Origin of the sequence: Nonomuraea sp. NPDC049695, from assembly GCF_040674955.1 — a bacterium.
GTDB classification, from domain to species: domain Bacteria; phylum Actinomycetota; class Actinomycetes; order Streptosporangiales; family Streptosporangiaceae; genus Nonomuraea; species Nonomuraea helvata.
In genome coordinates this window covers 53,791-77,874 of sequence record NZ_JBFANV010000042.1, presented here as the reverse complement: position 1 = coordinate 77,874, position 24,084 = coordinate 53,791, and the positions used below count along the sequence as shown (strand labels likewise).

The window sequence follows — 24,084 nt, the reverse complement described above, 5'->3', positions numbered from 1 at the left end:
ATGATGCGAATCACAGCCGACACCAACCTCTGCGTCGGCTCCGGCCAATGCGTCCTGATCGAGCCGGCCGTCTTCGACCAAGACGACGACGGCATCGTGACCCTGCTGACCGATCACCCCGACGACCAGCGCGCCGCACAGGCGCGCCACGCCATCACCCTGTGCCCATCCCGAGCCCTGTCCATCCCGCAGGAGTAGAAGGGTAAGACCGAACAGCCAGTGGCGTAAGCGAGCGAAGGCGAACGGGGTTACCGCCACTCAGCGGTCCGATGCGGGGGACGGGTGACCGCTTTGTGCCCCGGTTATCTGGCAACTTCGTCGGTCGGGGCGAGAGGTCGGAGGACCGGCAACATGGATCCGGTCCTCAGCGAGTGGGTCGCACGCGCGGGAGGAAGCCCGGCGGGAGACGTTCGACCGGCCGGCGGACGAGCTCACCGACCAGCGGTGCGCCGACCTGGACGCGTACACCCTCGACCTGTCGGTGCTGCCGGCGGAGCGGCGCCGGTTCCTGGCCACTGTGGGCGGGCGTTGTTGACTGTGCCGGGACGTCAGGAGGGCGCCTCCGGGACGTTGAGCTGCAGATGGGAGGTTGATCGGGCACGTCGCCGATACTCGGTGGGCGTCAGCCCGACCAGCGTACGGAAGCGGCGGGCGAAGTACGTCGGATCGTCCCAGCCGACGGCGGCGCCGACGCGGGCAGTCGGCAGGGTCGAGTGTGCCAGCAAGGTGGCAGCGCGTTCGGCCCGTAGCCGGGCCAGGAAGCCCAGCGGCGTCAACCCGACGTACCGCCTGAACAGCCGTCCGAGATAGGCGGGATCGAGGTTGACCGCCTGGGCGAGATCATCCAGCCGCCACGGATGGGCAGGCGCTGCCTCGAGCCGGGCGATAGTGGCGGCGACGGCGGGGTGGATGGCGGGCTCGAGCGTCTTCCGTTCGGGGTCACGGCCGTCGGCGAGGATGCCGAGCACGGTGATCAGTCGGCCCAGCACGCGTCCCGGCCGGTCGTGGTCAGCCTTGAGGTCCCGTTCGAGCAGGCCGATCTCCGCGATGGCCTCTTCGGCGGCGGCCGGATCGACGGTCATGATCGCCACGCCGTGCGTGCCGGATGCCACCGGATCGGTCCACAGCATCCGGCGGAGCATCGGAATGTCGTACAGGGCCGCCAGTTCGGCTCGTAGCGCCTGGGCGGACAGGCAGCAGTTGGCGACGGTCAGGTCGGTGCAGTCCCGGAACCCGTGCCACGCGCCGGGCCGGAGCACGATGACCTCACCGCGCCGCAGCGAGTGCTCGCCCTGGCTGGTCACGTGCCGGCCGCAACCGGTCCCGATCACCGCGATCTCGAGGAAGTCGTGCGCGTGCGGCTCGATGTCGGGGTTCAGGTGGTGGACACCTGCGAAGACCGGGCCTCCGGCGAACAGCGCGTGCTCGTGCAGCGTGGCGGGCATGTCGGGATCGTACGAGTACTCGCCGGGATCGGCCTAGCCCACAACGGCACACCACGACGACGCTGGAGGGGTCCTAACGGGAAGAATTCTGGAGGTCAGTGATGACAACGACCGCGAGCGAGCAGTCCGGCAGCGACGTCGGTGCCGACGGCCGGGTGTCGGAGGAACTTGTGGCGGCGTACCGCGAACACGGTTTCGTCCGAGTACGAGGTGTTCTCGAGCCCGACCAGGTCGAGCGCTTCCGAGCGAGCGCCGAGGCGTTCCTGGAGGCGCATCGCGCGGAGAGCCTGGAGAAGGAGGGCGTCTTCAGCCAGCTGGTCAACGTCTGGCAACGCGAACAGACGCTGAGAGAGCTCACGTTCGACCCGCGGCTCGGCCGGATCGCCGAACAGCTCGCCGGGTTCCGGCTGCGGCTCTGGCACGACCAGATGCTGGTCAAGGAGCCGCACAACAACGCCGCCACGGAGTTCCACCAGGACCGTCCGTACTGGCCGCACTCAGGTGATCGGCTCCCGCTGTCGGCGTGGATAGCGCTGGTCGACGTTCCGCCGGAGCGGGGCTGCATGACCTTTCTGCCTGGCACCCAGCATCGCACCGGCCTGCTCCCGCAGGACCTCCACCACGAGGAAGACCTGTTCACGATGGACGCGTCCCTGCGCTGGATCCCGCGGGTCACCGTACCGCTGCGCGCCGGCGACTGTACCTTCCACAGCGGCTACACCGGCCACATGGCGCTGCCCAACCGCACCGACCAGGCCAGGTTCGCGCACGTCATCATCTACATGGACGAGGCGACCACCTACAACGGGACCGGGCACATCGTGACCGACCCTCTCGGACTCGCCGTGGGCGACCGGTTGGACGGCGACACCTTCCCCCGTCCCTGGGCTTAGGTGGCGCCGGGCGCGGCGCCCCGGCCCGACACGGCAGCCGCCGGGCAGGGGTCTCGGTAATACTGGCGCAGCATCCGACGAATATATCTCTGACCTGCCCTTATGGGGGATATCTCGGGGGTGGTGCGCCAGACCTGAGACCTTCTCTCAATGCAGGCCAACGGCGCTACACGCTGGCGGTGCGTCCCACGCAGCGCATCTCTCTGCCTTTCTTCACTGACGTGGAGTCGACGACGAGATAGAGCTTCTCCTTGGCCGGGACCTTGACATCGACGATGATGTCGTAGGAGACGTCGGTGGACGCCTGCTTCTCATGGAGCGTCTCCCCGAAGACCTTCTTGTCCTGGCCACGTCGCTCGACCGTCAGGCGAAGATGCGCGGTCTTCAGGCGGATCGGCACCTCGGAGCTCCATCGGTAAATGACGTCGGAGACGCGGTGGTACCCGCCGGACGTCCTGTACTTCATCTCGAAGTCCATCTTGTGGCCGTCACGCATCGTGCAGCTCGCTTTGACTCGGTGCGCGGGAGCTGCGGTGGCGTGCGCGACGGAGGTTAAAAGGACGAGTGACAGGCCGGCCCCGCTGAGCACAGCCCCAGCTTTCCCGATGATGTGTGTCATTTCGCAATCCCCTTCACCTGGCTGGTGCCTCGCCGTGGACGTTAGGGCGGGATCATCGAGAATTTGTTGAGGATTTGTTGGAGCAAGCGGCGGAGCCGCCTCGTGAAACACGATAACGGGGCGACGTACAGGAGCTCGACTCAGGATGTGCAGGCGGTCGGGTTTGGTGATGACCAGGGTGTCGCCTGCCTTCATCGCCACCACAGTGGCCTGGATTTTCCGGCGGTGAGCGCGGCGGGTGGAGATGGTCTTCTCGATGATCTCGCGACGGTCAGCGGCGTTCAGAGGCTGGCTCCGATGATGACGATGCCCGGATTGGCCGGGCATGTACGTGCTCCTAGATGATCTCGAGGTTGGCCATCATGCCCATGTCCTCGTGCTCGGCGTTGTGGCAGTGGAAGAGGTAACGGCCGCGGTAGCCGTCGAAACGAGTGATGATCTCCACTGTTTCGCCCGGCCGTAGGGACACGGTGTCCTTGAGTCCCGCGTCGTGCGGCAGTGGCGGCCGGCCGCTGCGCGAGAGCACCCGGAAGCCGACCAGGTGCAGGTGGACAGGATGGTGGACGTCGGCGACCAGCCGCCACACCTCGACATCGCCCAGACCGACGGTGACGTCGGAGCGGCCGGGGTCGAACGGCTGCCCGCCGATCAGCCACCCATGACCGCCGCGCATCCGCCCGGTGCGGAAGGAGAACTTGCGCACCCTGACGGCGTCCGACCTGCGCCAGGCCGGCAGATCGTCCGAGAGTACGCGCGGGATGCGGCTGTCGTCGGTGGCGTTGCGCGCGACCCGGAAGGCCATCACGTCGCGGGTACGGCCGGAGCCGAGCCGATTGACGACTCTGACGCGGCTGCCGATCGCGACGCCGGAGAAGTCGATGATCACGTCGTAGCGTTCGGCCGGCGCGATCGGCAGGACGTGGTGGGTGACCGGCGCCGCGAGCAGTCCCTGGTCGGCGCCGATCTGGACGAGATCGAGCCGGCGCCCGTCGTCGGTGACCGCTTCGAGTTCGTAGTGCCTGGCGTTGGAGGCGTTCAGGATGCGCAGCCGGTAGCGGGCCGCGTCGACCTCGTGCACGGGCCAGGGGGCGCCGTTGACCAAGATGACGTCGCCGAGGACACCGGCGAGATACGGGTCGGTCACGCCCGGCTGCTCCCGCAGGGTGGGGTCGAGGGCGGGGTAGGCGAGGCCGCCATCGGCGGCGAACGCCCGGTCGGCGATCATCAGGGGCAGTTCGCGCTGCCCCGCGGGCAGGCCGAGTGCCTCCTCGGCATCGTCGCGGACGATCTGCAGGCCGGCCAGGCCGCGCCAGATCGCGGGGGCGGTGAAGTCCATCCGGTGGTCGTGGTACCACAGCAGCGTCGGCCGCTGGTCGAGCGGGAAGGTGTAGTCCCGTGTCAGCGTGGTCACCACCGCACGCGGATCGTGCATGCTCTGCATGCTCTGCGTGCCGTGCATGCTGTGTCCGGAGGCGGGCTGCATGTGCATGGCCGGCTCCTGCCAGCCCTCGGGCAGGACGAGGTCGGTCGGGTATCCGTCGGAAGCCGCTGGGGTCCGTCCGCCGTGCAGGTGTACCACGGTCGGTACGGGCAGCTCATTGCGGTGCGTCACGGTGACGGGCCGGCCGCGGCGCGACTCGATCGTCGGCCCCGGGAAGGTGCCTTCATAGGTCCACAGCGGCGTCCTGACGCCGGGCAGGATCTCCGCGCTCGCTTCGCGCTGAGTGATCGCGTAACGGTCGACGCCGCCCGAGCTGCTGACCGGCGCCAGCACGGAGGGAATCGGCAGCGGCACCTGGAAAGGCGGCGGCAGCGGTACGGCACTGCGCAACTCGGCACCGGTGATCGACGGCCTGCGCGCCAGCGCCGCCGAGGCCGACAGCCCGGTGGCCGCCATCAGCCCGAGCGCCCCGCCGATGCCCAGCGCCTGCCGCCTGGTCATGCCACGCTCACGCATCGCGGGCCTCCCGCGGTCGCCGCAGCAGGGGCCGGCGCCAGACGGCGATGAACAGCACGACAAGCGCGACGATGGTCATCACACCCAACGGGATGTGCAACCACAGTGCGCCGTCCAACCCGGCGACGTACTGCACGGTCTCGGCCGTCACCACCGCCATCGTGGCAAGGAACGGCCAGACCTGACGCAGCCCGATCCACACCACGATCGCCACGATCACCTGCAGATAGCCGATGGAGGTGACCACGTCGGCGCCGACCGCGTGCCAGCGCAGACTGTCGAAGTCACCGGTCAGGTACGCCCCGGCGAACACCGGCTGGCCGACGATCGCCACCACGTGCGCGCTGACGACGGCCCGTAGCACCCACCCCACCGGTGTCGTCCGATGCGCAGCATCGAATCCCCGGGTAAGCATGAGGGATCCTCCTCGCTCTGTCCCCTTTGGAAACGCCTCGACGCTATGGCTTACGAGTGATGTTGTCTAAGATCAATATTGCTATGCTGTTATGTATGGGGAAGCATGAGCGGATCCCGCAGGGGCTGGCTCACCCCGGCCGCAGATGGCCAAGGAGTCCGAGAGCAGACCAAGTACGGGAGAAAGGGGCAGTCGGGTGTCGAGGCGCTGCTCAGAGGGGCTTGTTTGTCGGATGATGTAACCCTCCGCTTGGGGTTGGTTGCGGTTTGGCGAACAAGGCGTCCGGTGGAGTTGATCGTCGCCACGGTTTCGGAGTCTGGACGCCGAGATCGAGGCGAGGGACGACCTGGGATGACGTGGATCGACCGGACCGCCTATCCGCAGTTCAAGCGGCTGGCGGCTACGCGGAGGCGGCGTGACCCGCCGCGAGAAGGTGGGCGGCGTGGTCGAAGCGCACCAGCCGGGCGGCGCGTTTGGGGGTGATGCCGAGCTGGGACCGGAAGCGGGACCACAGGCGCTTGCGGCTCCAGCCGACCTCGTCCGCCAGGCCGTCGACCCGCACCCGGCCCCGGCCTGCCGCCCGAGGAGCGGGAGCATGACGTCCTCAACGAGGACGTGGCCCGGGTCTCCCCGCTGAAGCACGCCAACCTCAACTGCCTGGGCCGATACAGCTTCGCCGCCCGCCCGCCACGTGAGGGCCTGCGCCCACTGCGTGACCCGGCGACCGTCCACCTTGACGAGGACGACGAGGGCACCGGCGAATGACGCGGCGTTAGGGCGCGTATCGGGTCGTGATCAATGAGCATCGCAGCTTCCGGGGCGGATGCCCGTCTGGGGTACGGGGCCCGGCGATCTGCGGCTGCGCCGTGTGGACCTCCGGCTGCGTGCCCGCCGGCCTCATGATGCTCGGCGGCAAGTCCCGCAAGCCGCAGAAGCAGGGCTGATCCTTTCGGTCTTCCCTTTGAGGGCATCCGCCGTGACCGAGGTCGCGGTGGGTGCCTGGACGCGTTCTTCAGGGCGTGGGTGCGGTGAGATACCGCTGGACCGTGGGCCCGAGCCAGTCCACGATCTCCTCGCGGCCGAGCGCCACGCTCGCCGGGAACCGCAGCACGTAGCGCGTCAGCGCGAGCCCCAGCACGGTCGAGACGCACAGTGCAGCCCGCGCCTGCGCCTGCTCCGGCTCGTGGCCCAGTCGGCGGGCCAGCGGGATCATCTGCTCGCGCAGCACGCTCTGCATGCGATCGGCGGCGGCCGGGTCGGTGGCGCCGACCCGCATCAGCGCGGTGAGCTCCCCGTTCTCCTCCCACAGGGTGAGGAAGTGACGCACCAGCGTACGGCCGATCTCCTCGCGCGGTTCGAGGGACAGGCCCGGCAACCCGGGATCGATCGCGACGGCCGCCGCGAACAGGCCCGCCTTGTTGCCGTAGTAGCGCATCACCATTGACGGGTCGATCTTCGCGTCGCGCGCGATGGCCCGGATGGTCGCCTTCTCGTAGCCGTCCGCCACGAACCGCTCGCGGGCCGCGTCGAGGATCGCGGCGCGGGTGGCGTCGGAACGCCGTGCGGCCTGCTGGTTCTCCGTGGTGCCGGTCATGCCAACAACGTAGACCAACAGGTGTTGACAGTCCAGAGCTGCTGCTCTACGTTTGCCAACAACGTTGACCAACAAGCGTTGGCCAACAAGCGTCGGCAAGGCCGCCGTCGCTGGAGGCCTCGGTGTCACCAGCGATGCCCTTGAGTGACCGTCAGATCCCCTCTGCCACAGATAGCGAGCGTCGTGAGCGTCGCCGGACCCAGTACGGCGGTTGCCGACCTCAGTGCCGCGGGGCAACCGACAGCGAGAGGAAGTACCGAAAATGGCCAAGCTGCAGAGTCTCGACCCGAATACGCCGATGTTCGCGCAGTTCAAGGAGAAGACCGGACCCATCGTCCTGGCCAACACCTTCGTCGTCCCGAAGGAGAGGACTGAAGCGTTCCTGGCCCTCTTTCGGAGGCAGGCGGAGTTCATGAAGGCTCAGCCGGGATTCGTCTCCCTGCAGATGCACAAGGGAACGGCGGACAGCAAGCTTCTGATGAACGTCGCGGTCTGGGAGTCGACCGAGGCGCTCGCCTCGGCGTTCGGCAGCCCGGAGTTCCAGCGCATGGCGGCCGAGTTCAGCGACGACATCGTGTCGTACCCGCACATCTTCGAGCAGATCAACGTATGACACGGCAGCTGCAGCCAGAGAGGGCAGCCGGAGAAGCCAGCCCTGCCCTCCCCCCGGCAGTCACGCATCCATGCACCATGCCGGGTCGCCAAGGCCGAGCCCGAAGCCGGCCGCGCCTTGCGCCCCACCCCGCGTAGTCCCGTCCCTGAAGAGGAGCCACCATGCCCGTGGAACTGAATCACACCATCGTCCCCGCCCGTGACCCGCAAGCCTCGGCGCAGTTCCTGGCCGACATCCTCGGCCTGAGTGTCGATCCGCCGGTGGCACACTTCACGCCGGTCACGCTGGCCAACCAGGTCAGTCTGGACTACGACCAGCTGGACGACTTCGAGCCACACCACTACGCGTTCATAGTCAGCGAGCAGGAGTTCGACGCCGCCCTCGCCCGCATCCAGCACGGCGGGATCACCCACTACGGCGATCCTGCATGCCAAGAGATCGGGCAGATCTATCGCAGTAAGCACACCATGGGCCGCAGGGGCGCCTACTTCCGCGACCCCGACGGACATCTCATGGAAATCCTCACCCCGGGCGGCGCCGGGTCGTGAGGCCGATGGCGGCCCAGCGGATCACGGCTTCACAGGTGGTGGCGGGATCGCGGCAAAACCGGCATCGGCGAAGACGAACCGGCAGACCGGCGCGGTCAGAGACCGAGTAAGGCGATCTTTCCCCCCACCCGCGCCGGTCCGCGTCAGCTGGCACGTCATCGACCGCCCCCGCAAGCGCAAGGGCCAGGCCCCCAGCGTTGCCAGCATCTACCGCGCGCTCGCCGAGCACGGGAAGAAGGAGGCGTACCCCGAGGCCGTCGAGGCGGCGCACGCCGACTTCGCCGACCTCCAGGACGTCGACGGCATCCCGCGTCCCCGCCGAGTACGCATCCGGCGCCCGGACGATCCGCTCACGCTGGAGGAAGCCGACCTCCGACAGCGCCTCCAAGACCAGGTCCTCCAGCCCACCGAGGCCGAGTAACCAGCAAGATCAATCGCTTAGCGCCAACCACTGTTCCGTTGTTCCCCGGGGCCGGAAGCGGCCGGAGTTTCGGACGTCGGGAGTCGCTGGCCCCCCTCTGCGCGCCCTGGCAGAACGCGCCCGCGGCCACCCTGTCCCGCTTCCCGCAGGCCGGGCCAGGGGCGGGAGTAGGGGGGGCCGGTAAGAAACGTGTCATGAGCCCCAAACGAGCGGCTCGGGTACGGCAAGCCGCGACTCAGTTGATCAATGAGTACGGCGGTTGGAAGGGACTTCGAAGATGAGTCCGAGACCGTCCTCTTCGTCCCAGTCTTCGCCGACTTGGACGAAGCCGAAGCCGGCGATCGTGGCCAGGGACGCTACATTATCGGGACTGATCGTCGCACGTACGGTCTTGACCGCCGGTTCGGCTGCGGCCCGGCGCAGCAACTCGATCAGGATAGCTCGGCCGTACCCCTGGCGACGGAAGTCAGGAGCAACCGCGTAGCCGATCTCTACCATGCCCGCCTCATCGGGCGGTCCGTGAAACCCGGCATGACCGGCGACGACACCTTCAGGCCCCGTCACCGCCTGCCGCGCTATCCACGGTGCGTGGCGGGGATCGGCGGCCATCTGGTCGATCCGAATACGCCACAGCCACCGTGCTCTGTCTGTCACGAAGTACTCAGTCAGCGCGACCCCGGCCGCGTTGCTGGCTGCGGGCAGATCCCCATCGAGCAGAGCGGACAGCGCAGTGCTCGACAACTCGACGAAGCGCACGTGCTTCGAACTGGTGGGGAACGACGTCTGGCGATCGGCTTCATCTGTCACAGTGCGGATGGTCGCAGGATGTCCGACAGACGTCCAACGTTTTTGGAGTGATCAGCATCCACCTCCACGACGAGCACCGACCCGTTGAGAGATCATGTCGGGACGTTGACCACCAGCCAGTTGGTCAGCTTGTCGGCGTCGGCGACGCCGCACACCGATAGTCCAGGTGCTCATGGGCGCCAGCACGCCGGACCCGCCGATGGGGTTCGGTCTGTCCGCGGAGGTCCCGGCCGCGCAGTATCAGCTTGAGCCCGGCGACCGGCTGCTGCTCTACGCCGACGGCATCATAGAAGCCCGAGATGCCCATGGTCAGGAGTTCGGGCTGGAGCTGCCGCGGCGACAGCACCGCATGCAGCGCGGCGTAGAGCCGGTCGGTGGCCCATCGCGCACTCGGGCGACCAGGCGCGCCAGGGTGGTCACGCCGGGCAGCAGCACCTTGTCGGTGCGCAGCCAGGTCACGCCGTCGTAGAAGATGGTCTTCTTGCCCTCGCCGGTGTTCCAGGCCCGCGAGTCCACCCAGGCGGTGAACTCGGCCTCAGCCTGGGGAAACTCCTTCAGCTGATAGGCCTCTCGGATCACCTCCTGGTGCTCGAACGGCGTGTTGCGCCGTTCGGTGTACCGCTTGACCTGCGAGACATTCTCGATCCCGAGCTGCTCGCCGAGATACACCAGCACCTCATCGGGCACATCCAGCGGATCGGTCAGGAAACGCCCGACGAATCGGGCCGTCGTCAGCTGCAGGGCGAAGCCGAGACGGGCGTGCACCCCGCGCCGCTCGGCGATCAGCCTCCTGTCCGCGTCATCCAGGAAGAAGAACCTCTCCAGCTCCGCCTGCGACGGAGCACCCGAGTACCGGCCGTACGCGGCAGCCTCGCTGTCACTCAAGAACTCCCGCCCCGCCTCCGCAGTACTCACTGACCAGCTCTTTTCCCGTGGAGAGAAGGGGCCACTGCCCCTTTCAGGCGTACTTGGTCTGCACCCCCGAGATGGTCACGGGGGCGGAACTGGTGTCGGCATTCGGCTCCAGGTGGGTCCAGACCATGCCGCCGCATCGTTCAGGTCCGCGACATCGGAGAGCCGGGTTCCACTCCGCCGGACATCGAGGACGACATGGTGATCGGCAACGGCATCGGCGGCCTGGCCTGCCTGTCCCGTGCGGACCACCGCGTCTACTGGTACGCGCCGGGGGACGGGGAGCGGAACCGTACGCTCATCAACAGTTCCCTATCGACCCACCCTCCTTCGAGAGCCGGGTCATGTACTGGCAGCGCGTGCTGCTCTTCGCCCTCAAATCCATCGCGGCGAAGTACTCATGACATTGCGCCGCTACGGCGTCAGGGTTGTTCCGGTGGTCGCGGGACGAGCAGTCCCCGGTTGAACGCCTCGGTGACGGCGGCGGCACGGTCACCTACACCGAGCTTGCCGTAGATGTTCAGCAGGTGAGATTTGACCGTGGCCTCGGTGATGAACAGCCTCGCCGCCGCTTCCCGGTTCGTGGCCCCCGCCGCGACCAGTTGGAGCACTTCGAGCTCGCGTTGGCTGAGCGGCCCCGAGGGGGAGGAGCGTACCCGGCTCATCAGCAGGGCCGCCGCCGAGGGCGCGAGCACCGCCTCGCCCCGGGCCGTTGCCCGGACCGCCCGCAGCAGCTCATCACGGGGAGCGTCTTTGAGCAGGTAGCCGGTAGCACCTGCCTCGATCGCGGGCATCACGTGGCTGTCGGTGTCGTACGTGGTGAGCACCAGCACGCGCACGCCGCTCCCGCCCCCGGCCAGCTCTCTTGTCGCGCTCACGCCGTCCATGCCGGGCATCCGCAGATCCATGAGGACCACATCCGGCCGCAGGGTATCGGCGAGCCGGACCGCCTCGGCTCCGTCGCCGGCCTCGCCGACCACCTCGAACTCCGGATCTCGCGCGAACATGCTGCTCAAGCCGTCTCTGACCACCGGATGATCGTCGACGATCAGCAGCCTGATCACGGTATCGGAGCGGCTCATGCGGGCGACTCCGCCCGCTCGGCGGGGACGCGGGCCGAGATCCCCGTGCCGGCGCCGGGCTCCGACTCGACCTGCAGCGTGCCTGACAGGCCCTCGATCCGCTGTCGCATCGCGATCAGTCCGAATCCACGGTGAGCCGTACGCGGGCCATCGGCGACATCATGTGTGAGCCAGGCCGGATCGAAGCCGCCGCCGTCGTCGCGCACGTCCAGAGCCACCTCGTGTTCCATGTACGACAGCGTCACCCCTACCCGGCTCGCCCGCGCGTGCTTGGCCACATTGGCCAGCGCCTCCTGTGCGGTTCTGAGCAGCGCGACCTCGGCCTCCGGCCGCATGGGCCGCGCCGTGCCGGTCGTCATGATCTGAACCGGGATCTCCTGAAGTGCCGACCAGCGTTTAGCGACGCCGGCCAGCGCCTCGCTCAGCCGTGCCGTCTCCAGCGGCTCAGGGCGCAGCGCGTGCACCGACCGCCGCGCCTCGGACAAACCCTCCCCGGCCAGCTTGGTCGCGGCCTCAACGTGCCGGTGCCATTCCGCCGGATCGTCGCCGGAGTGCTTGGCCGCGTGCAGTTGGGTGATGATGCCGGTGAGCCCCTGCGCCAGGGTGTCGTGGATCTCCCGCGCCATCCGCCGGCGCTCGTCCTGCACGCCGGCGTTCCGTGCCTGCACCAGCAACTGCTCGTGCAGGGCCGCGTTCTCCGCCAGCGACGCCGCCAGCTTGCGGTTCGCCTCGCGAGCCTCGTGGAGCGCACACTCGCGCTCCTCGTTCCGCCGGGCGTCGCGCCGGGCGTACCAGGCGAAGGCGCACATGGGGATGACGTTCGCGGCCACGACGGCGCCGTAGGTGATCAGGCCGACGGCCGTGGTCTTGTCCACGCCGTACGCCTGAGCCGTGCCCGACACCACCGCCACCGCGCCGACGCCGATCGGCTCCCACGGCCAGCGCAGGACCCGGAAGGCGAAGACGTACGCGGCAGGGGTGAAGAAACCGAACCACGGGTCTCTGATCACCAGGATCGCCATGAGCAGGATCAGCACGGTGAAGAACACCGCCATCACCGGCACCCGCTCGCGCCAGGCAGGACGGAGCGTGAAGACGCCCAGCATCCACGCCGCCATCAGCGCGCACAGGGCCAGGTCGATGAGCAGCGACTCGCCCGCCGAGCGCTTGACGGCCACGGTGACACCGGCCAGCAGCGCCAGCAACGCATACGGCCCGGCGGTCACCGTCACGGGCCATCGTGCCGTCGGCTCGCTCACTCGCGTCCTCCTCTCCGGCGCTTGCCCTCAGCGGACAATCTAATCTCCGCACCGGCACGTCCCGATGCCGATCAGCCGGCCTGGGGAGGTTCGATGGCCAGAGCGTGCCGGAAGACGTTGCGCGGGTCCCACCGGGCTTTCACCCGTTGCAGGCGCGGGTAGTTGTCCTTGTAGTAGAGCCGGTGCGCGGACACGCCTGAGGTGTTCCATGCCGGGTCGGCCAGGTCGGCATCGGGGTAGTTGATGTAGGAGCCGTCGTTGACCTCGCCGGGCACGGGCACGCCGCCGGTTTCGGCGTACACGTCGCGGTAGAAGCCGCGGACCCAGGCGAGGTTGGCCGCGTCGTCCGCCTCGTCGGCCCAGATCGTCTGGTAGACCGCCTTCATCACCGCGTCTCGCTGGGCGATCGCGGTGGCCCCTGGCGCTACCTCGCGGACCTGGCCGCCATAGCCGACGAGCAGCATGCCGGCGCCCGGCCCTCCGGTGGAGTTCGTCAGATTGCGGTAGACGGCCGCGAGTTGGCTGTCGGTGAAGCCGCGTCGCAGGTAGGCGGCCTTTATCTTGTACCGCCGGTTGAGCACGTCACCCGGCTCGCCGGTGCCCGGCCAGGTCATCCGGTGCAACCATGGCATCGTCCGCGGGATGTCGAGCGCCGGTGTGAGGTCGGTGCCGGCGGTCACCGCGGCCAGGAAGTCGGTCACCATGCTGTCGGCGTTGGGGAGGTCCGCGTCGATCTGCGCGACCAGCATGACGGTTCCGCCGGCGCGGTGCGACGGCTGAAGGATCCCGTACAACCCGGCGTACGGAGAGCCGGGCGCGCTGTTGCGCTCGTGCCAGGTCCCGAAGTTGCGCAGCAGTCCGGTGAGCGCCTGTTCGGTCATGTGCTCCCAGGACCAGAAGACCACGTGCTGCAGCATCCGCTGTGGTGACGCCGGGAGCAGCTGGGCCGGGTCGGCGCCGGCGACGCGGGGCGAGCGCAACCAGTACCGGGTGACCACGCCGAAGTTGCCGCCGCCACCGCCGGTGTGCGCCCACCACAGGTCGCGGTGCGGGTCGTCCGGCTCGCGGGTGGCAACCACCGTACGGGCGGTACCGTCGCGGTCGACCACCACGACCTCCACGCCGTACAGGTGATCCACCACCGAGCCGTACCGCCTGGACAGCGGCCCGTACCCGCCGCCCGCGATGTGCCCACCGGCACCCACCTCCGGGCAGCCGCCGCCCGGGATCGTCACGCCCCAGCCCTTGAACAGCGTCCGGTACACGTGCCCGAGAGTGGCGCCGGGTTGCACCGCGAACGCCCGCCGATCGGCGTCATAGCCGACCTCGTCCATAGGGGAGAGGTCCAGCAGCACCCGCACCGCCGGATCGGCGGTGAAGTTCTCGAAGCAGTGCCCGCCGCTGCGCACCGCGATCCGCCGGCCGGACCGCACCGCATCGGACACCGCACGCACCACCTGATCGGTCGACCCGACCACGCGGATCTCCTCCGGCCGGCCGACGTACCGGAAGTTGTTGCCACGCAGCAGGTTGTCGTAGCGAAAGTCGCCCGGCCGTACCGTCACCGGCCCAAAACCCGTCGTCTCCGGTACTGCTGCGGCGGCGCCGCCGGCACCCAACACGGTGACCGTCGCGGCACCCGCACCGGCGAGCAGCCCACGACGACTCACCGTCGCGCGTGTACTCCCGCCGCTCATTTCTGGCATGTGTCCTGTCCCTTCCCTGCTGGAGGAGTCAGCGTCTCAATCCGGGAGCAAGGCACACATCAACCCATGTGATGAATCGACGGCTGAACTCTCCGCCCCACCGAACGGCTGACCAGGCGGGCGGTGGATCGCCGGCATCACAATCCGAGGGGCCGTCTCGTCGTAATTATCGAGACGCCGTTTTCACCCGGCAGGCGTCTTTTCAAGCTAAGGAGATGCGCATGTCAGCAGACCAGGAAGCACGTAACAAGGAGACGTACCACCACTTCCACGACGCCATCAACAGCGGCGATCTGGAGGTCATCGCGAAGGCGATCGACGAGTACATTCACCCGGACGGGCGGTTCCACACGGCGGAGCGGACCGAGATGCCCGCGGTGCAGGCACAGAAGCGCATATGGGAGACCCTCCTGCGCGCGTTCCCCGACATTCACGTGACGGTCGAGGACCTGCTCGCCGAGGGAGACAAGATCGTCGTCCGGCAGACGGTCACCGGGACCAACTCCGGTGAATACCGGGGCATGCCCGCGACCGGCAGATCCGTCACCTACAACGAGATCTTCATCATCCGCTTTGCCGACGGCAAGATCACCGACCTCTGGGGAGTCGTCGATGTCTACTCACAGCTGCGGCAACTCGGTCGATACACCGAGGCGCTCTGACACGCTCGCGGGACCGCGATCGCGCTCGTTTCTGATGGGCGCTCCTGCCTGCTGAGCCGCTGCACTGCTTGCGTACAAGCGGGCGACAGGCCTTGTGGGACGAGGTCGTCGCCTCACGTCTCCAGAGGTCGGGTCCATCCCTGGTCACTCTCACATGAGACGCAATCGGCACTCCGGCTTCACGACCGGAGTTTGCAGAACCCGGACGGTCGATGTGGATCTTCCCGTTCAAGGACCGTCCGCCGACCGTGCTGCTGAGCTACCACACCGACGAGGTGGACGCCGAGTTCACCGGGCCGATGGTCGATCGGGTGCGTGCGGTGTTCGGCCCGGAGCCGGCCGGCCCGGTGCTGGGTACGGCGCTGGACGGGGTCCCAGTAGCAATGGCGAATCTTGGCGCCCTGGGTGATGACCAGGCGGGAGGCGATCTCGCGCAGGCTGAGGTCTTGGTCGCGCAGATGCAGCGCCATGGACAGCATGGCCTCATCGGTGACGGTGGCGCCGCCGATGGCCTTGCCGTTCTTGCGGGCGCTCTCGTGGCCCTCCCGGGTGCGGTCGCGGATGTATTCGCGTTCCATCCCAGGCAGGGCCGCGAGCACGGTGAACACTACGCCGGACGGATCGTGACTGCCTTGCAGCTCGCCGGTGAGGAACTCCCGGCCGACGTCGCAGGCGCGCAACTGTTCGGCGAGCTCGGCCAGCGCCAGGCCGCGGCCTAGCCGCTTGTGCTCGTGGACGTCCAGGGTGACCGCGACGCCGGAGGCGCGCATCTCACGGGCCAGGGTGACGGCCCGCTCGAGTTCGGGGCGCCGCGTGGCGCGGGTGGAGATCTTCTCGGAGAAGACTCGGGTGACCCCGGCGGCCTTGAGGGAGTCGAGCTGGGTCTGCAGCGACTGGCGCACCGTCGAAGCGCGGGCGTAGCCGATCTTGGCGTGTCCGGACGTCCGGACGTCCGGGTGCCGGGGGCGGGATAGTTCCACCCCCGCGGTCCGGGGTTTGCGCAGTGCCAGGGTCGGCACGTTGAGCACCTTGGCCAGGGACGGCACGAGCCGGAACCGGGCGGTGTGGTATTGAGCGGCCACCTTGCCCCGGCCGGTGCGGCACGGCGATCCGGCCGGGGCTGCGCAGGAGGACATCGGGCAGTCGAAGGCTTCCACGCGGGAAAAGTCGTCGTCGCTCACCCACAATCGTTTCATGGATGTGTTTCAAAGCTCCAGTGCGGTCAACGAGATATGCATGAGCGTGGCTGCAGATCATCATCAGCCGAGGTCTGGCATCGCCGCCCGCTCGATGATCACGATCGGGATCTGCCTCGACGTCTCCCGCTGGTAGCCGATGTAGCGCGGCCATATCCCGGTCATCGTCTCCCACAGGCGCAGCCGCTCACCCTCGGCCGCCAGGCGGGCCACCGCGTCGAACACCTCGGCCCCGACCTGCACCTTGACCTGCGGTTGAGCGAGCAGATTGTGGAACCAGAGCGGATGGTCGGCGGCGCCGCCGTTGGAGGCGACGACGAGGTAGCGGTCGCCGTCACGGCCGTAGATGAGGGCGGTGCGCCGGGGAAGTCCTGAGCGGCGGCCGATCGTCGTGATCAGCAGCGTTGGGGCGCCGTGGAAGAGGTGACCGCGAGTGCCGCCGGACTCGGCGTAGCTCTTGACGTGCCTGGCCACCCACTCGGTCGGGCTGTCGATCGGCTCTTGGCTCATCGCGCCGCTCCGCCCACGCGGCGGTCGGCCCACTCGCGTGCCTGGGCGAACCAGTGGGGCGCGGTGCGGTGGCCATTGAGCACGTGCCCGGTGCCGGGGACCAGGACGGTCTCCAGCTTGGCGCGGGGACTGTAGAAGGGGGCCTCCTGGGCGTGCAGCGCGGCGGAGGAGGAGCGGGCTCCGGCCAGCAGCTTGTCGTGCTCACCGTTGACGATCAGTACGGGGTCCTGGATGTTCTTGTTGATCGAGGGCGGGGTGTAGGAGTCGCCGGGAGGGAAGACGTCCGTCGTCTTGGTGGCCTCGTCGGCGGCGATGACCTTGGGGTCGGCGTTGGGCTCGTGGTAGAACCAGGTGGCCCGCAGGCCGGGCCGGGTGGTGAGGTAGCCGTCGTCGAGCCCGCGCCCGGCGAAGCGGGGGTCGTCGGCGGCGCGGTAGATTCCCGCGCCCATCTGCTCGAAAGCGGTCTCGTTCGGCACGCTCGATTCGCCGGTCAGGATGACGCCGTCCACCTCCGCCGGATGTGCGGCGGCCACAGTGCGGGCGAGGGTCGAGCCCAGCGAGTGGCCGACCAGGACGACCTTGGCGAACCGGCCCCCGCCTAGACGACCCTCGCGCAACTGCCGGATGAGCTGGCGGATGACGATCTGGTGGGTGTCCTGCCCGAAGCGGGTGCTCGGCGGGTAGGAGCTCGCCCCGGTACCGAGACGGTCAATGGCCAGCGTGGCGTACCCGGCGGCGGTCATCGTCTCCACGTAGGAGGGGCGCTGCCGGTCGCCGCGCATCCGCCAGTAGGCCTGGCCATAGAAGCCGCCGGGAATGAGCAGCTGAACGGTGGCGGCACGGCCGCGCGGCAGACACAGAGTACCGGCGACGCGCTGGTCGGCGGGGCCACTGGAGGTCATCGCCACCTCGGCGCTGACTGCCCGGCAGGCGGAGGCGGCGTTCGCCGCTACCGGGATCGAGGTTGCGGGGATCGAGACGAGCGCCAGAAGTGCCGCTGTCGTGATGCGCATGAATCTCCTTCGAGGTACCCAAATTTGGTTAACCAAATTTGGGTATCGAACTATGGCTCACCTACCCTCCCGCCGTCAAACCGGTCTCCGGCCGATCAGGCCGGCTCCTCCCCGCGTTCCAACCGCCCGATCAGGTCACGGATCCACGCCGCCTCACCCGCTGCCTGCGCCGCGCGCAGAGTGAACAGCTCTGTCACGTTCCTTGGGCGCTTTCCCTCCCGGGCCGTGGCCACGATCTGCGCCCGCTCACCCTCCAGAGCGCGCACCCGCTCCTTGAGCAGCGCGATCACCTCCTCCTCGGGCAGCGCGGGTAGCAGCACAAGTGCCGCGTTGAGCAGTTCCGGACGCCGATCGGGAACCCTCAGGGCGCTTCTGAGCAGCCCGAGGAACTCCGCCTCGCCCTTCTCATTGATGGCGTAATCGACGCGGCCCGGCCATTCGTGCACCTCGCTGGTGTCCAGAAGACCTTCCTTGGCCAGCTGACGCAGCGCGTGGTAGATCGATCCCGACCTGAGCCCCGCCCATTGCCCGGCCTCCCACGACTCCAGTTCAGAGCCCACCAGATAGCCGTGTGCCTGACCATGCAACCGCACCACGCCAAGGACCAGCAGTCGCGTCGCCGACATCGTCTCCCTCACTCGCCGGGGCCCGGCACCCGCCAAAGCCCTGCCGAACAGGCTAGCTGTCGTGCCCGTGGAGGCGAGAAGCCGACGGGCGAGGCAGCCCGTACCGCTCCTTGTCGCCCGCGTCATTCCCACAGCCGACCTCACCCAAGTGGCGGTTCGCCGGAGCCATGGGAGCTCCGGGCCGAGTTGCGGAGCACCACCCGCTACGTACCCGACGTCGCCGCGCTCGCGAAGACCCGCGTCGTGGTCGGCGTCGGGGTAGCCTCCACGCCGCTGGTCACCTGCCGGACCTCGCTGGCCCTGGCCGCGCGGCTGGGCGTCGGGCCGGTCGAGTTCCCCGGCGGGCACGGGGGTTTCCGTACCCATCCCGAGCCCCGACCACCAGATCGACGCGCTGCTGCGCGCGGGCGTCGACCGCAGTGCCATCCATCTGGGCAAGGCCAGTGGCGCCAAGGACTCCCGGCCCAGCCTCGACCTGGTCCTCAAACTGCTGCGCGAGGGCGACACGCTGAAGGTCACCCGGCTGGACCGGCTGTCGCGCTCGGTCCTGCACCTGGTCACCCTCGGGGCGGACCTGCGCGAACGCGGGGTGGGGCTGCATGTGATCGAGCAGGGCATCGACACCGACACGATGGAGGGCCGCGCGATGTTCGGCATGCTGTCGGTCCTGGCCGAGCTCAGCGCGAGCTGATCGTGGCCAACACGATGGACGGCCTGACCTCAGCCCGCGCCCGCGGCCGGGTCGGCGGACGCCGGCCCAAGCTCACCGCCGCCCAGGCCGCCCTCGCCCAGCAGCTGTACGACACGCGGGACAAGACCGTCCAGCAGATCGCGGACTTGTTCGGAGTGCCGCGCTCCACGGTGTACGGGCACCTGAAGGGCGACGCCGTACGCCGCCGGCCGAAGAAGCCCCCGGAGAGGGCGTAGGCGGGACGCGGGGTCGGCCAGTCGCCCCGCTTGGGGTCGGGTCTTGGCAGGGGCCCGAGGCCGATCTGTTGGGAAGATGCGGAAATCGGGATGTAAGAAAGCCTTCCTTCGGACCACTTGCTCTACGAACGTTTGTCCCCAACCGAAGGAACCGGCTTGCCAAACCCCCATGAGCGCTTCACCGCGCTCTACAACACCTACCAAGCGCGGGTGTACGGCTATGCGGCAAGTCGCGCCGGACATCAACTCGCGGAGGAAGTGGTCAGCCAGACCTTCCTGGTGGCCTGGCGGCGTCTGGACAGCATCCCCGACCACGCGCCGTTGCCATGGCTCCTCCGCGTCGCTCGCAACATTCTGCGCGACAACTTCCGGCAGGCCGCACGGCGCGAATCTCTGGAAGCCGAACTGCGAACGTGGATGGAAGAGGCCGCCACCGACGTGGGCGAACACGCCACCGAGCGCGTCGCCGTACTCCGCGCCCTGGCCGGCTTGTCTGAGGCAGACAAAGAGATCCTGACCCTGACCACCTGGCATGGCCTATCCACCACGGAAGCGGCCGAGGTACTCGGCTGCACCAAGGCCACCTTCTTCGTCCGCTTGCATCGAGCGCGCCGCCGACTGCAGTCGGCGATCGAAGCCACCGACACCACCACATCCCGAAAGCCCGTGACCGTTCCAGGAAGGAAACTGCGATGAGCCGCAAGCCCGACGCGACGGACCTGCTCGCCATGGCCCGCCCGGCTTCGCTGGACCGCGGATCACGCATCTCCGCTGACGACATGCTGTTCATGGCCACCGCCGAGGCACCACAAGAACCCTCGCGCAGGCCATCGCGCCCGAGACGGACCCTGCTGGCCGTCCCGGCCTCGCGGACCCGGTCCCGCCTGTGGGTCCTGTGGGCGCCGCTGTCCACGGCCGCGATCGTGGCGCTGGTCTTCGCGCTGGTGACGAACCTGGCATCAGCCCCTGCCGTGCTCAGTCCGCCGAAGACCAACCAGGAACTGTTCGACCTGGCCGACAGGATCGAGAAGCTCCCCGCAGAGAGCGGCGCCTACTGGCGCGACGTGAGAATCGACGGCACCCACCTGTCTACCGGTGGCTACAGGCTCGTGGTGGTCGGCCGCCGCGAGACCTGGCAGCCGCGCGATCCCGCTGATCTGGTGCTCACGCAGGTGTGGCGGCAGGACAGCGCCCGCCCGGCCACGGCCGAGGACGAGCGTGCCTGGCGGGCGGCGGGAGCTCCCGCCTGGGTCAAGGGGCACTGCGAGACCAGCGGGCCGTGCGGTTCGATTCCGGTCGCCGATGAGCCGAAGGACTGCAGGTACATCTTGAGAATGGATCCCACGGGGAACTATCCCGACACCACGGTCAGCGAGTTCACCATGGCGGATCTGGCCGCGATCCCCACCGATCCGGCCGAGCTTGTGAAGCAGCTCCGCGCCTACCACGAGATCTGGAACGGCCGCGGCTTCACGCAGCCTTTCGAGAAGTTCCTGCCGACCACCGCGAACCTCCTGGGCATGCCGCTCAGCCCTGCCCAGCGCGCCGCGATCATCCGCGTCCTGGCCGATCTGCCGACCACCAAGGTCATGGGCACAGTGACGGATCCGCTGGGCAGAAGGGGCATATCCGTGGACTTCGGCGGGGCGGGAGGCTCCCTGGTGTACTCCAACAAGCCGCGCAAGGAGTTGCCGGTCTACTACAGGCAGATCCTCGACCCGGGGACGGGGGAGACGCTCTCGCGCGTTTCCTATGCGGCCCGCACCGCTCTGGGGGCGACCAAAGGTGAGGTCATGAGCTACCACGCCCGCGGCCTCGAGTCGGGCTGGACCAGGCCGCCGGCTTCTCCCCCGAAGGGGTGCAAGAAGGGAGAATGAAAGGGGTGCCGACCCCGGCGGCGATGAGCGCGCGGCCGGGGTCGGCGCGGTAGACGACTCAGCTGACAGGCGCGTTCAAGTCCGAGCCTGGCCCGAGGTCGAGCTGTTTGCTCATGTCGAGCTCGAACTTGCCGTACAAGTTCAGATGGGATTCGCTACGGGTCTGAGCCCGCCGCCCGTACTGCTGCCTCGAGCGGGATGGCCGGGGCCGACCTGCTGGGCACCATGCTGGCCCGTCATCCCCGCAGCGTGACGCAGGCACTGAGCGAATGGGAGCAGCAGTTGCGCCCCTCCATCGGCTACCTCCAGGGCAACGGAATGCAGATGCGCAGCCTGTTCGTCCCGGCCTCGCCGGGACCACCCGCGTACACGCATGAGGGCCGATGGCCTGACCGCGCAGTCGGCATGGACGGTCGCCCCGGGTTCGCCCGCCGCCTGCTCGGCGTCGATCACGGGTTGACACCGAGCGGTCCGATCCAACACTCTTTCACTATTCGATTAGTGAAAGGGTGTTTTGGTTGATCGAGTTCAACCTGGACCGCGGCTCAGGCGTTTCGACGTACCTGCAGCTCGTTCACCAGGTCAAACAGGCGCTCAGGCTCGGTACGCTGCGGCCCGGCGACCAGTTGCCGACCGCCCGCGAGGTGGTCGAGAGCCTGGCCATCAATCCCAACACGGTGCTCAAGGCGTACCGGGAGCTGGAGCGCGAGGGGCTGGTCGAGGGGCGGCCGGGGATGGGGACGTTCGTCCGGCAGGGCATCGCGGGCGCGACGCTCGCCGAGCACACGCGGCTGCGGCGCGGTCTGGAGGCGTGGGTGCGCGACGCCCTCGCGGCCGGGCTCGATCAGGAGGACCTGCGGGCGCTGATCACCGTGGTACTGGCCGATGCCTCGAAGGAGGGCGTGGCATGAGTCCCGCGCTGGAGTCGACCGGGCTGGGGGTCCGCTATCGCCGTACGTGGGTGTTGCGCGACTGCTCACTCTCCGTGCCCACGGGACGCGTGGCGGCGCTCGTCGGCCCCAACGGCGCGGGCAAGACCACGTTCATGCACGCGGCCATGGGCCTGGTGCGGCCGGCGCTGGGAAGCGTCCGCGTGGCCGGCGAGGCGGCGTTCGTGGCGCAGGACAAGCCGCTGTACGAGAACTTCACCGTCGCCGAGATGCTCACCTTCGGCCGCCGCATGAACCGGCGCTGGGACGACGACGCCGCTGCCGCCCGGCTCGCCGGGCTGAACATCCCGCTGGAGCGGAAGGTGAGCGGACTGTCGGGCGGCCAGCAGGCCCAGGTGGCGGTCACGCTGGCGCTGGCCTGCCGGCCCGACCTGCTCGTGCTGGACGAACCGCTGGCCAACCTCGACCCCCTCGCCCGCCACGACGTGATGCGCTCGATCATGGCGGAGGTGGCCGGGCGCGAGCTGACCGTGCTGCTGTCCTCGCACGTCGTCTCCGACCTGGAGGAGACCTGCGACTGGCTCGTCGTGCTGAACGGAGGCCGGCTGCAGGTCAGCGGTGACATCGACGAGCTGCTCGACGCGCATCTCGTCCTCACCGGGCCGGACGAGGCGTCGGCGGCGGGGACGCAGGTGGTGGGCGCGAGCCGTACCGGCAGGCAGGTCAGCATGCTGGTCAGGGGCGGGGCCCCGCTCGATCCGCGCTGGCAGGCGCGGCGCCCCGGGCTGGAGGAGCTCGTCGTGGGCTACCTGCGCAGCCCCGAGTCGGCGGCGCTCCCGGGGCTGACGGCGGTGGGCGCGTGATCTGGGTGACGTGGCGCCAGCACCGGGCGCAGATCCTCGTGACGGCGGGCCTCCTGACGCTGCTGGGAGTGCTGCTGCTGGGTTCGGGGGTGGAGGCGAGCCGGTACGTGGCCGAGCACGCCCCGCCGGGCTGCCCGGGGCCCGCCGTGGCGTGCGGCGATCTGGCGGTGGCGCTCGGGCAGCGCTACGACGCGGTGTACTCGATCTTCGGCTGGATGCCGCTGGTGGCGCCCGCGCTGATCGGGGCATTCTGGGGCGCGCCGCTGCTCGGCCGCGAGTACGAGCGCGGCACCCACCGCCTGGCCTGGACCCAGGCCGTGCCCGTGTGGCGGTGGCTGGCGGTCAAGCTGTCGGTCCTGGGCGCGGCGGTGGTGGCGGGCGGGCTGCTGCTGTCGCTCATGGTGAGCTTGTGGCGGCCGGTGTTCAGGGCGGGGGCCGACTCCACGTTCGGCAATATCGGCGTGTTCAACATGGTCGGGGTGGAGCCGGCGGCGTGGTGGCTGTACGCGTTCGCGCTGGGCACCGTGGCCGGCACCCTGTTCCGGCGTACGCTGCCCGCGATGGCGCTGGTCGTGGCCGGTGTGACGGTGACGATGTTCACCCTGTTCCAGCTGAGCGACTACTACGCCGGGCCGGCGCGTACCGAGCTGTCCGGCACCGTGCTGCTGGACGATCCCGACGCCAGGTTCGTGAGCGCCGCCTGGGTGGAGCCGTCCGGGAGGGAGGTCGCCGAGCCGTCGGTCAGCGGCTGCCCCCGTCGGGTGGACGTGGGGCAGAGCAGCAAGAACGCCGAGGCGTGGCAGGCGTGCCTGTTCGGCAAGGGTTACCGGTACGCGGTGTACTACCACCCGCCGTCCAGGTTCTGGCGCTTCCAGTGGACCGAGGCCGGGATCCTGGCGCTCGCGTCGGCGGCCCTCGGCGGCCTTGCCGTGCGCCGCACCCTCCGCCGCCCCGGCTGACAGGCCGGTCCTGCCAGAAGGCGGTCCACTTGTGCGGGTCCGGGCCCGGCTCGACATGATCCTGAGCCGGGCCGGGTTGTACGTCCGGCTGCTGATCACGCGGCAGCCACTGACACCCGCCTACTGCGATCGCCTGCTCCAGGCGGTCTTCGTCGGCATGGGAGCTCAACCACAACGCCGAGAGAAGCTGTGAGCTAGATCACGGTTGAGGTTGACCTTGGGTCAGGGTGGAAGCTCGTCGCAGCGGCGCGACGCCGACCGGACATAACAGATTTTTAGGAGCAAACCAC

The 24,084-nt window shown here is 68.8% G+C and carries 32 protein-coding genes and 2 pseudogenes; 18 read left to right on the top strand and 16 right to left on the bottom strand.

What is annotated here, in order from left to right:
- Entirely contained in the window at window positions 1-198 is a 198-nt protein-coding gene (locus AB0J64_RS31395; RefSeq protein ID WP_364034691.1) for a (4Fe-4S)-binding protein, read from the top strand.
- A gap of 350 nt (window positions 199-548) precedes the next feature.
- Here the strand turns inward: AB0J64_RS31395 and AB0J64_RS31390 are convergent, their stop codons facing one another.
- The gene (locus tag AB0J64_RS31390; protein WP_364034688.1) at window positions 549-1,445 is read right to left on the bottom strand and encodes an AraC family transcriptional regulator; all 897 of its coding nucleotides are present in this window, start codon (window positions 1,443-1,445) and stop codon (window positions 549-551) included.
- Window positions 1,446-1,546: 101 nt separating this feature from the next.
- Here AB0J64_RS31390 and AB0J64_RS31385 point away from each other — a divergent pair, with 101 nt between their 5' ends.
- Entirely contained in the window at window positions 1,547-2,338 is a 792-nt protein-coding gene (locus AB0J64_RS31385) for a phytanoyl-CoA dioxygenase family protein (protein WP_364034685.1), read from the top strand.
- 166 nt (window positions 2,339-2,504) lie between these two features.
- Here the strand turns inward: AB0J64_RS31385 and AB0J64_RS31380 are convergent, their stop codons facing one another.
- The 4 genes from AB0J64_RS31380 to AB0J64_RS31365 form a co-directional block, all read right to left on the bottom strand.
- The gene (locus AB0J64_RS31380) at window positions 2,505-3,284 is read right to left on the bottom strand and encodes a hypothetical protein (RefSeq protein WP_364034682.1); all 780 of its coding nucleotides are present in this window, start codon (window positions 3,282-3,284) and stop codon (window positions 2,505-2,507) included.
- A 10-nt stretch (window positions 3,285-3,294) separates the two neighbouring features.
- Complete coding sequence (locus AB0J64_RS31375) at window positions 3,295-4,914, bottom strand: multicopper oxidase domain-containing protein (RefSeq protein WP_364034679.1); 1,620 nt, start codon at window positions 4,912-4,914, stop codon at window positions 3,295-3,297.
- On the bottom strand, window positions 4,907-5,329 hold the full coding sequence (locus tag AB0J64_RS31370) for a hypothetical protein (RefSeq protein WP_364034676.1): 423 nt from the start codon (window positions 5,327-5,329) through the stop codon (window positions 4,907-4,909). Before AB0J64_RS31370 ends, AB0J64_RS31375 begins: the two co-directional genes overlap by 8 nt.
- 400 nt (window positions 5,330-5,729) lie before the next feature.
- A complete protein-coding gene (locus tag AB0J64_RS31365) occupies window positions 5,730-5,891 on the bottom strand; it encodes a hypothetical protein (RefSeq protein WP_364034673.1) in 162 nt (53 codons plus the stop codon).
- A gap of 53 nt (window positions 5,892-5,944) precedes the next feature.
- Here AB0J64_RS31365 and AB0J64_RS31360 point away from each other — a divergent pair, with 53 nt between their 5' ends.
- Window positions 5,945-6,094 carry a hypothetical protein gene (locus AB0J64_RS31360; protein WP_014173897.1) on the top strand — a complete coding sequence of 50 codons (150 nt, stop codon included), beginning with the start codon at window positions 5,945-5,947 and terminating at the stop codon, window positions 6,092-6,094.
- Between the two features lie 26 nt (window positions 6,095-6,120).
- Window positions 6,121-6,273 (top strand): hypothetical protein, encoded by a 153-nt coding sequence (locus tag AB0J64_RS31355; protein ID WP_360893320.1) that lies wholly within the window; start codon window positions 6,121-6,123, stop codon window positions 6,271-6,273.
- 68 nt (window positions 6,274-6,341) lie between these two features.
- Here the strand turns inward: AB0J64_RS31355 and AB0J64_RS31350 are convergent, their stop codons facing one another.
- Window positions 6,342-6,923 (bottom strand): TetR family transcriptional regulator, encoded by a 582-nt coding sequence (locus tag AB0J64_RS31350; protein ID WP_364034668.1) that lies wholly within the window; start codon window positions 6,921-6,923, stop codon window positions 6,342-6,344.
- Window positions 6,924-7,185: 262 nt separating this feature from the next.
- On the opposite strand from AB0J64_RS31350, the gene AB0J64_RS31345 reads away from it, so the two are divergent.
- Window positions 7,186-7,536: an antibiotic biosynthesis monooxygenase family protein gene (locus AB0J64_RS31345; RefSeq protein WP_364034665.1), complete on the top strand. Its 351-nt coding sequence runs from the start codon at window positions 7,186-7,188 to the stop codon at window positions 7,534-7,536.
- A 161-nt stretch (window positions 7,537-7,697) separates the two neighbouring features.
- Window positions 7,698-8,084 carry a VOC family protein gene (locus tag AB0J64_RS31340; protein WP_014173894.1) on the top strand — a complete coding sequence of 129 codons (387 nt, stop codon included), beginning with the start codon at window positions 7,698-7,700 and terminating at the stop codon, window positions 8,082-8,084.
- Here AB0J64_RS31340 and AB0J64_RS31335 read toward each other — a convergent pair.
- Window positions 8,059-8,472, bottom strand: coding sequence for a hypothetical protein (locus AB0J64_RS31335; RefSeq protein WP_364034661.1), 414 nt, complete (start codon window positions 8,470-8,472; stop codon window positions 8,059-8,061). The genes AB0J64_RS31340 and AB0J64_RS31335 overlap by 26 nt on opposite strands.
- 276 nt (window positions 8,473-8,748) lie before the next feature.
- A complete protein-coding gene (locus AB0J64_RS31330; protein ID WP_364034658.1) occupies window positions 8,749-9,312 on the bottom strand; it encodes a GNAT family protein in 564 nt (187 codons plus the stop codon).
- Window positions 9,313-9,547: 235 nt separating this feature from the next.
- On the opposite strand from AB0J64_RS31330, the pseudogene AB0J64_RS31325 reads away from it, so the two are divergent.
- Window positions 9,548-9,640, top strand: a pseudogene (locus AB0J64_RS31325) (SpoIIE family protein phosphatase); the annotation flags it as partial.
- On the opposite strand, the gene AB0J64_RS31320 reads toward AB0J64_RS31325, so the two are convergent.
- Entirely contained in the window at window positions 9,622-10,227 is a 606-nt protein-coding gene (locus tag AB0J64_RS31320) for a DUF4158 domain-containing protein (RefSeq protein ID WP_364034655.1), read from the bottom strand. The pseudogene AB0J64_RS31325 and the gene AB0J64_RS31320 sit on opposite strands and share 19 nt — an antisense overlap.
- Before the next feature lie 132 nt (window positions 10,228-10,359).
- Here AB0J64_RS31320 and AB0J64_RS31315 point away from each other — a divergent pair.
- A pseudogene (locus AB0J64_RS31315) lies at window positions 10,360-10,740 on the top strand (SUKH-4 family immunity protein); the annotation flags it as partial.
- Here AB0J64_RS31315 and AB0J64_RS31310 read toward each other — a convergent pair.
- From AB0J64_RS31310 to AB0J64_RS31300, 3 genes are all read right to left on the bottom strand, one after another.
- The gene (locus tag AB0J64_RS31310) at window positions 10,647-11,306 is read right to left on the bottom strand and encodes a response regulator transcription factor (RefSeq protein WP_364034652.1); all 660 of its coding nucleotides are present in this window, start codon (window positions 11,304-11,306) and stop codon (window positions 10,647-10,649) included. The pseudogene AB0J64_RS31315 and the gene AB0J64_RS31310 sit on opposite strands and share 94 nt — an antisense overlap.
- Complete coding sequence (locus tag AB0J64_RS31305) at window positions 11,303-12,565, bottom strand: sensor histidine kinase (RefSeq protein WP_364034649.1); 1,263 nt, start codon at window positions 12,563-12,565, stop codon at window positions 11,303-11,305. The genes AB0J64_RS31310 and AB0J64_RS31305 overlap by 4 nt, the downstream gene beginning before the upstream one ends.
- A 71-nt stretch (window positions 12,566-12,636) precedes the next feature.
- Window positions 12,637-14,235, bottom strand: coding sequence for an FAD-binding oxidoreductase (locus tag AB0J64_RS31300; RefSeq protein ID WP_364034646.1), 1,599 nt, complete (start codon window positions 14,233-14,235; stop codon window positions 12,637-12,639).
- A gap of 257 nt (window positions 14,236-14,492) precedes the next feature.
- Between AB0J64_RS31300 and AB0J64_RS31295 the strand changes: the two genes are divergently transcribed.
- Window positions 14,493-14,933, top strand: a complete 441-nt coding sequence (locus AB0J64_RS31295) for an ester cyclase (RefSeq protein WP_364034643.1) — start codon at window positions 14,493-14,495, stop codon at window positions 14,931-14,933.
- Between the two features lie 179 nt (window positions 14,934-15,112).
- Here AB0J64_RS31295 and AB0J64_RS31290 read toward each other — a convergent pair whose 3' ends face one another.
- From AB0J64_RS31290 to AB0J64_RS31275, 4 genes are all read right to left on the bottom strand, one after another.
- On the bottom strand, window positions 15,113-16,129 hold the full coding sequence (locus AB0J64_RS31290; protein WP_364034640.1) for a recombinase family protein: 1,017 nt from the start codon (window positions 16,127-16,129) through the stop codon (window positions 15,113-15,115).
- Between the two features lie 63 nt (window positions 16,130-16,192).
- Window positions 16,193-16,639, bottom strand: coding sequence for a nitroreductase family deazaflavin-dependent oxidoreductase (locus AB0J64_RS31285; RefSeq protein ID WP_364034637.1), 447 nt, complete (start codon window positions 16,637-16,639; stop codon window positions 16,193-16,195).
- Complete coding sequence (locus tag AB0J64_RS31280; RefSeq protein ID WP_364034634.1) at window positions 16,636-17,652, bottom strand: alpha/beta fold hydrolase; 1,017 nt, start codon at window positions 17,650-17,652, stop codon at window positions 16,636-16,638. Before AB0J64_RS31280 ends, AB0J64_RS31285 begins: the two co-directional genes overlap by 4 nt.
- 95 nt (window positions 17,653-17,747) lie before the next feature.
- Entirely contained in the window at window positions 17,748-18,278 is a 531-nt protein-coding gene (locus AB0J64_RS31275; RefSeq protein WP_364034631.1) for a PadR family transcriptional regulator, read from the bottom strand.
- Window positions 18,279-18,642: 364 nt separating this feature from the next.
- On the opposite strand from AB0J64_RS31275, the gene AB0J64_RS31270 reads away from it, so the two are divergent.
- From AB0J64_RS31270 to AB0J64_RS31230, 9 genes are all read left to right on the top strand, one after another.
- Window positions 18,643-18,969: a recombinase family protein gene (locus AB0J64_RS31270; RefSeq protein ID WP_364034742.1), complete on the top strand. Its 327-nt coding sequence runs from the start codon at window positions 18,643-18,645 to the stop codon at window positions 18,967-18,969.
- Window positions 18,970-18,971: 2 nt separating this feature from the next.
- A complete protein-coding gene (locus tag AB0J64_RS31265) occupies window positions 18,972-19,205 on the top strand; it encodes a helix-turn-helix domain-containing protein (RefSeq protein ID WP_364034629.1) in 234 nt (77 codons plus the stop codon).
- A gap of 156 nt (window positions 19,206-19,361) precedes the next feature.
- The gene (locus tag AB0J64_RS31260; protein WP_364034626.1) at window positions 19,362-19,901 is read left to right on the top strand and encodes a sigma-70 family RNA polymerase sigma factor; all 540 of its coding nucleotides are present in this window, start codon (window positions 19,362-19,364) and stop codon (window positions 19,899-19,901) included.
- The gene (locus tag AB0J64_RS31255) at window positions 19,898-21,082 is read left to right on the top strand and encodes a CU044_5270 family protein (protein ID WP_364034623.1); all 1,185 of its coding nucleotides are present in this window, start codon (window positions 19,898-19,900) and stop codon (window positions 21,080-21,082) included. Before AB0J64_RS31260 ends, AB0J64_RS31255 begins: the two co-directional genes overlap by 4 nt.
- A gap of 198 nt (window positions 21,083-21,280) precedes the next feature.
- Entirely contained in the window at window positions 21,281-21,604 is a 324-nt protein-coding gene (locus AB0J64_RS31250; protein WP_364034620.1) for a hypothetical protein, read from the top strand.
- A complete protein-coding gene (locus tag AB0J64_RS31245; RefSeq protein ID WP_364034617.1) occupies window positions 21,601-21,993 on the top strand; it encodes a GntR family transcriptional regulator in 393 nt (130 codons plus the stop codon). The genes AB0J64_RS31250 and AB0J64_RS31245 overlap by 4 nt, the downstream gene beginning before the upstream one ends.
- Window positions 21,990-22,835, top strand: a complete 846-nt coding sequence (locus AB0J64_RS31240) for an ABC transporter ATP-binding protein (protein WP_364034614.1) — start codon at window positions 21,990-21,992, stop codon at window positions 22,833-22,835. The genes AB0J64_RS31245 and AB0J64_RS31240 overlap by 4 nt, the downstream gene beginning before the upstream one ends.
- The gene (locus AB0J64_RS31235) at window positions 22,832-23,794 is read left to right on the top strand and encodes a hypothetical protein (RefSeq protein WP_364034611.1); all 963 of its coding nucleotides are present in this window, start codon (window positions 22,832-22,834) and stop codon (window positions 23,792-23,794) included. The genes AB0J64_RS31240 and AB0J64_RS31235 overlap by 4 nt, the downstream gene beginning before the upstream one ends.
- A gap of 31 nt (window positions 23,795-23,825) precedes the next feature.
- On the top strand, window positions 23,826-23,987 hold the full coding sequence (locus AB0J64_RS31230) for a hypothetical protein (protein ID WP_364034608.1): 162 nt from the start codon (window positions 23,826-23,828) through the stop codon (window positions 23,985-23,987).
- Window positions 23,988-24,084 lie beyond the last annotated feature (97 nt).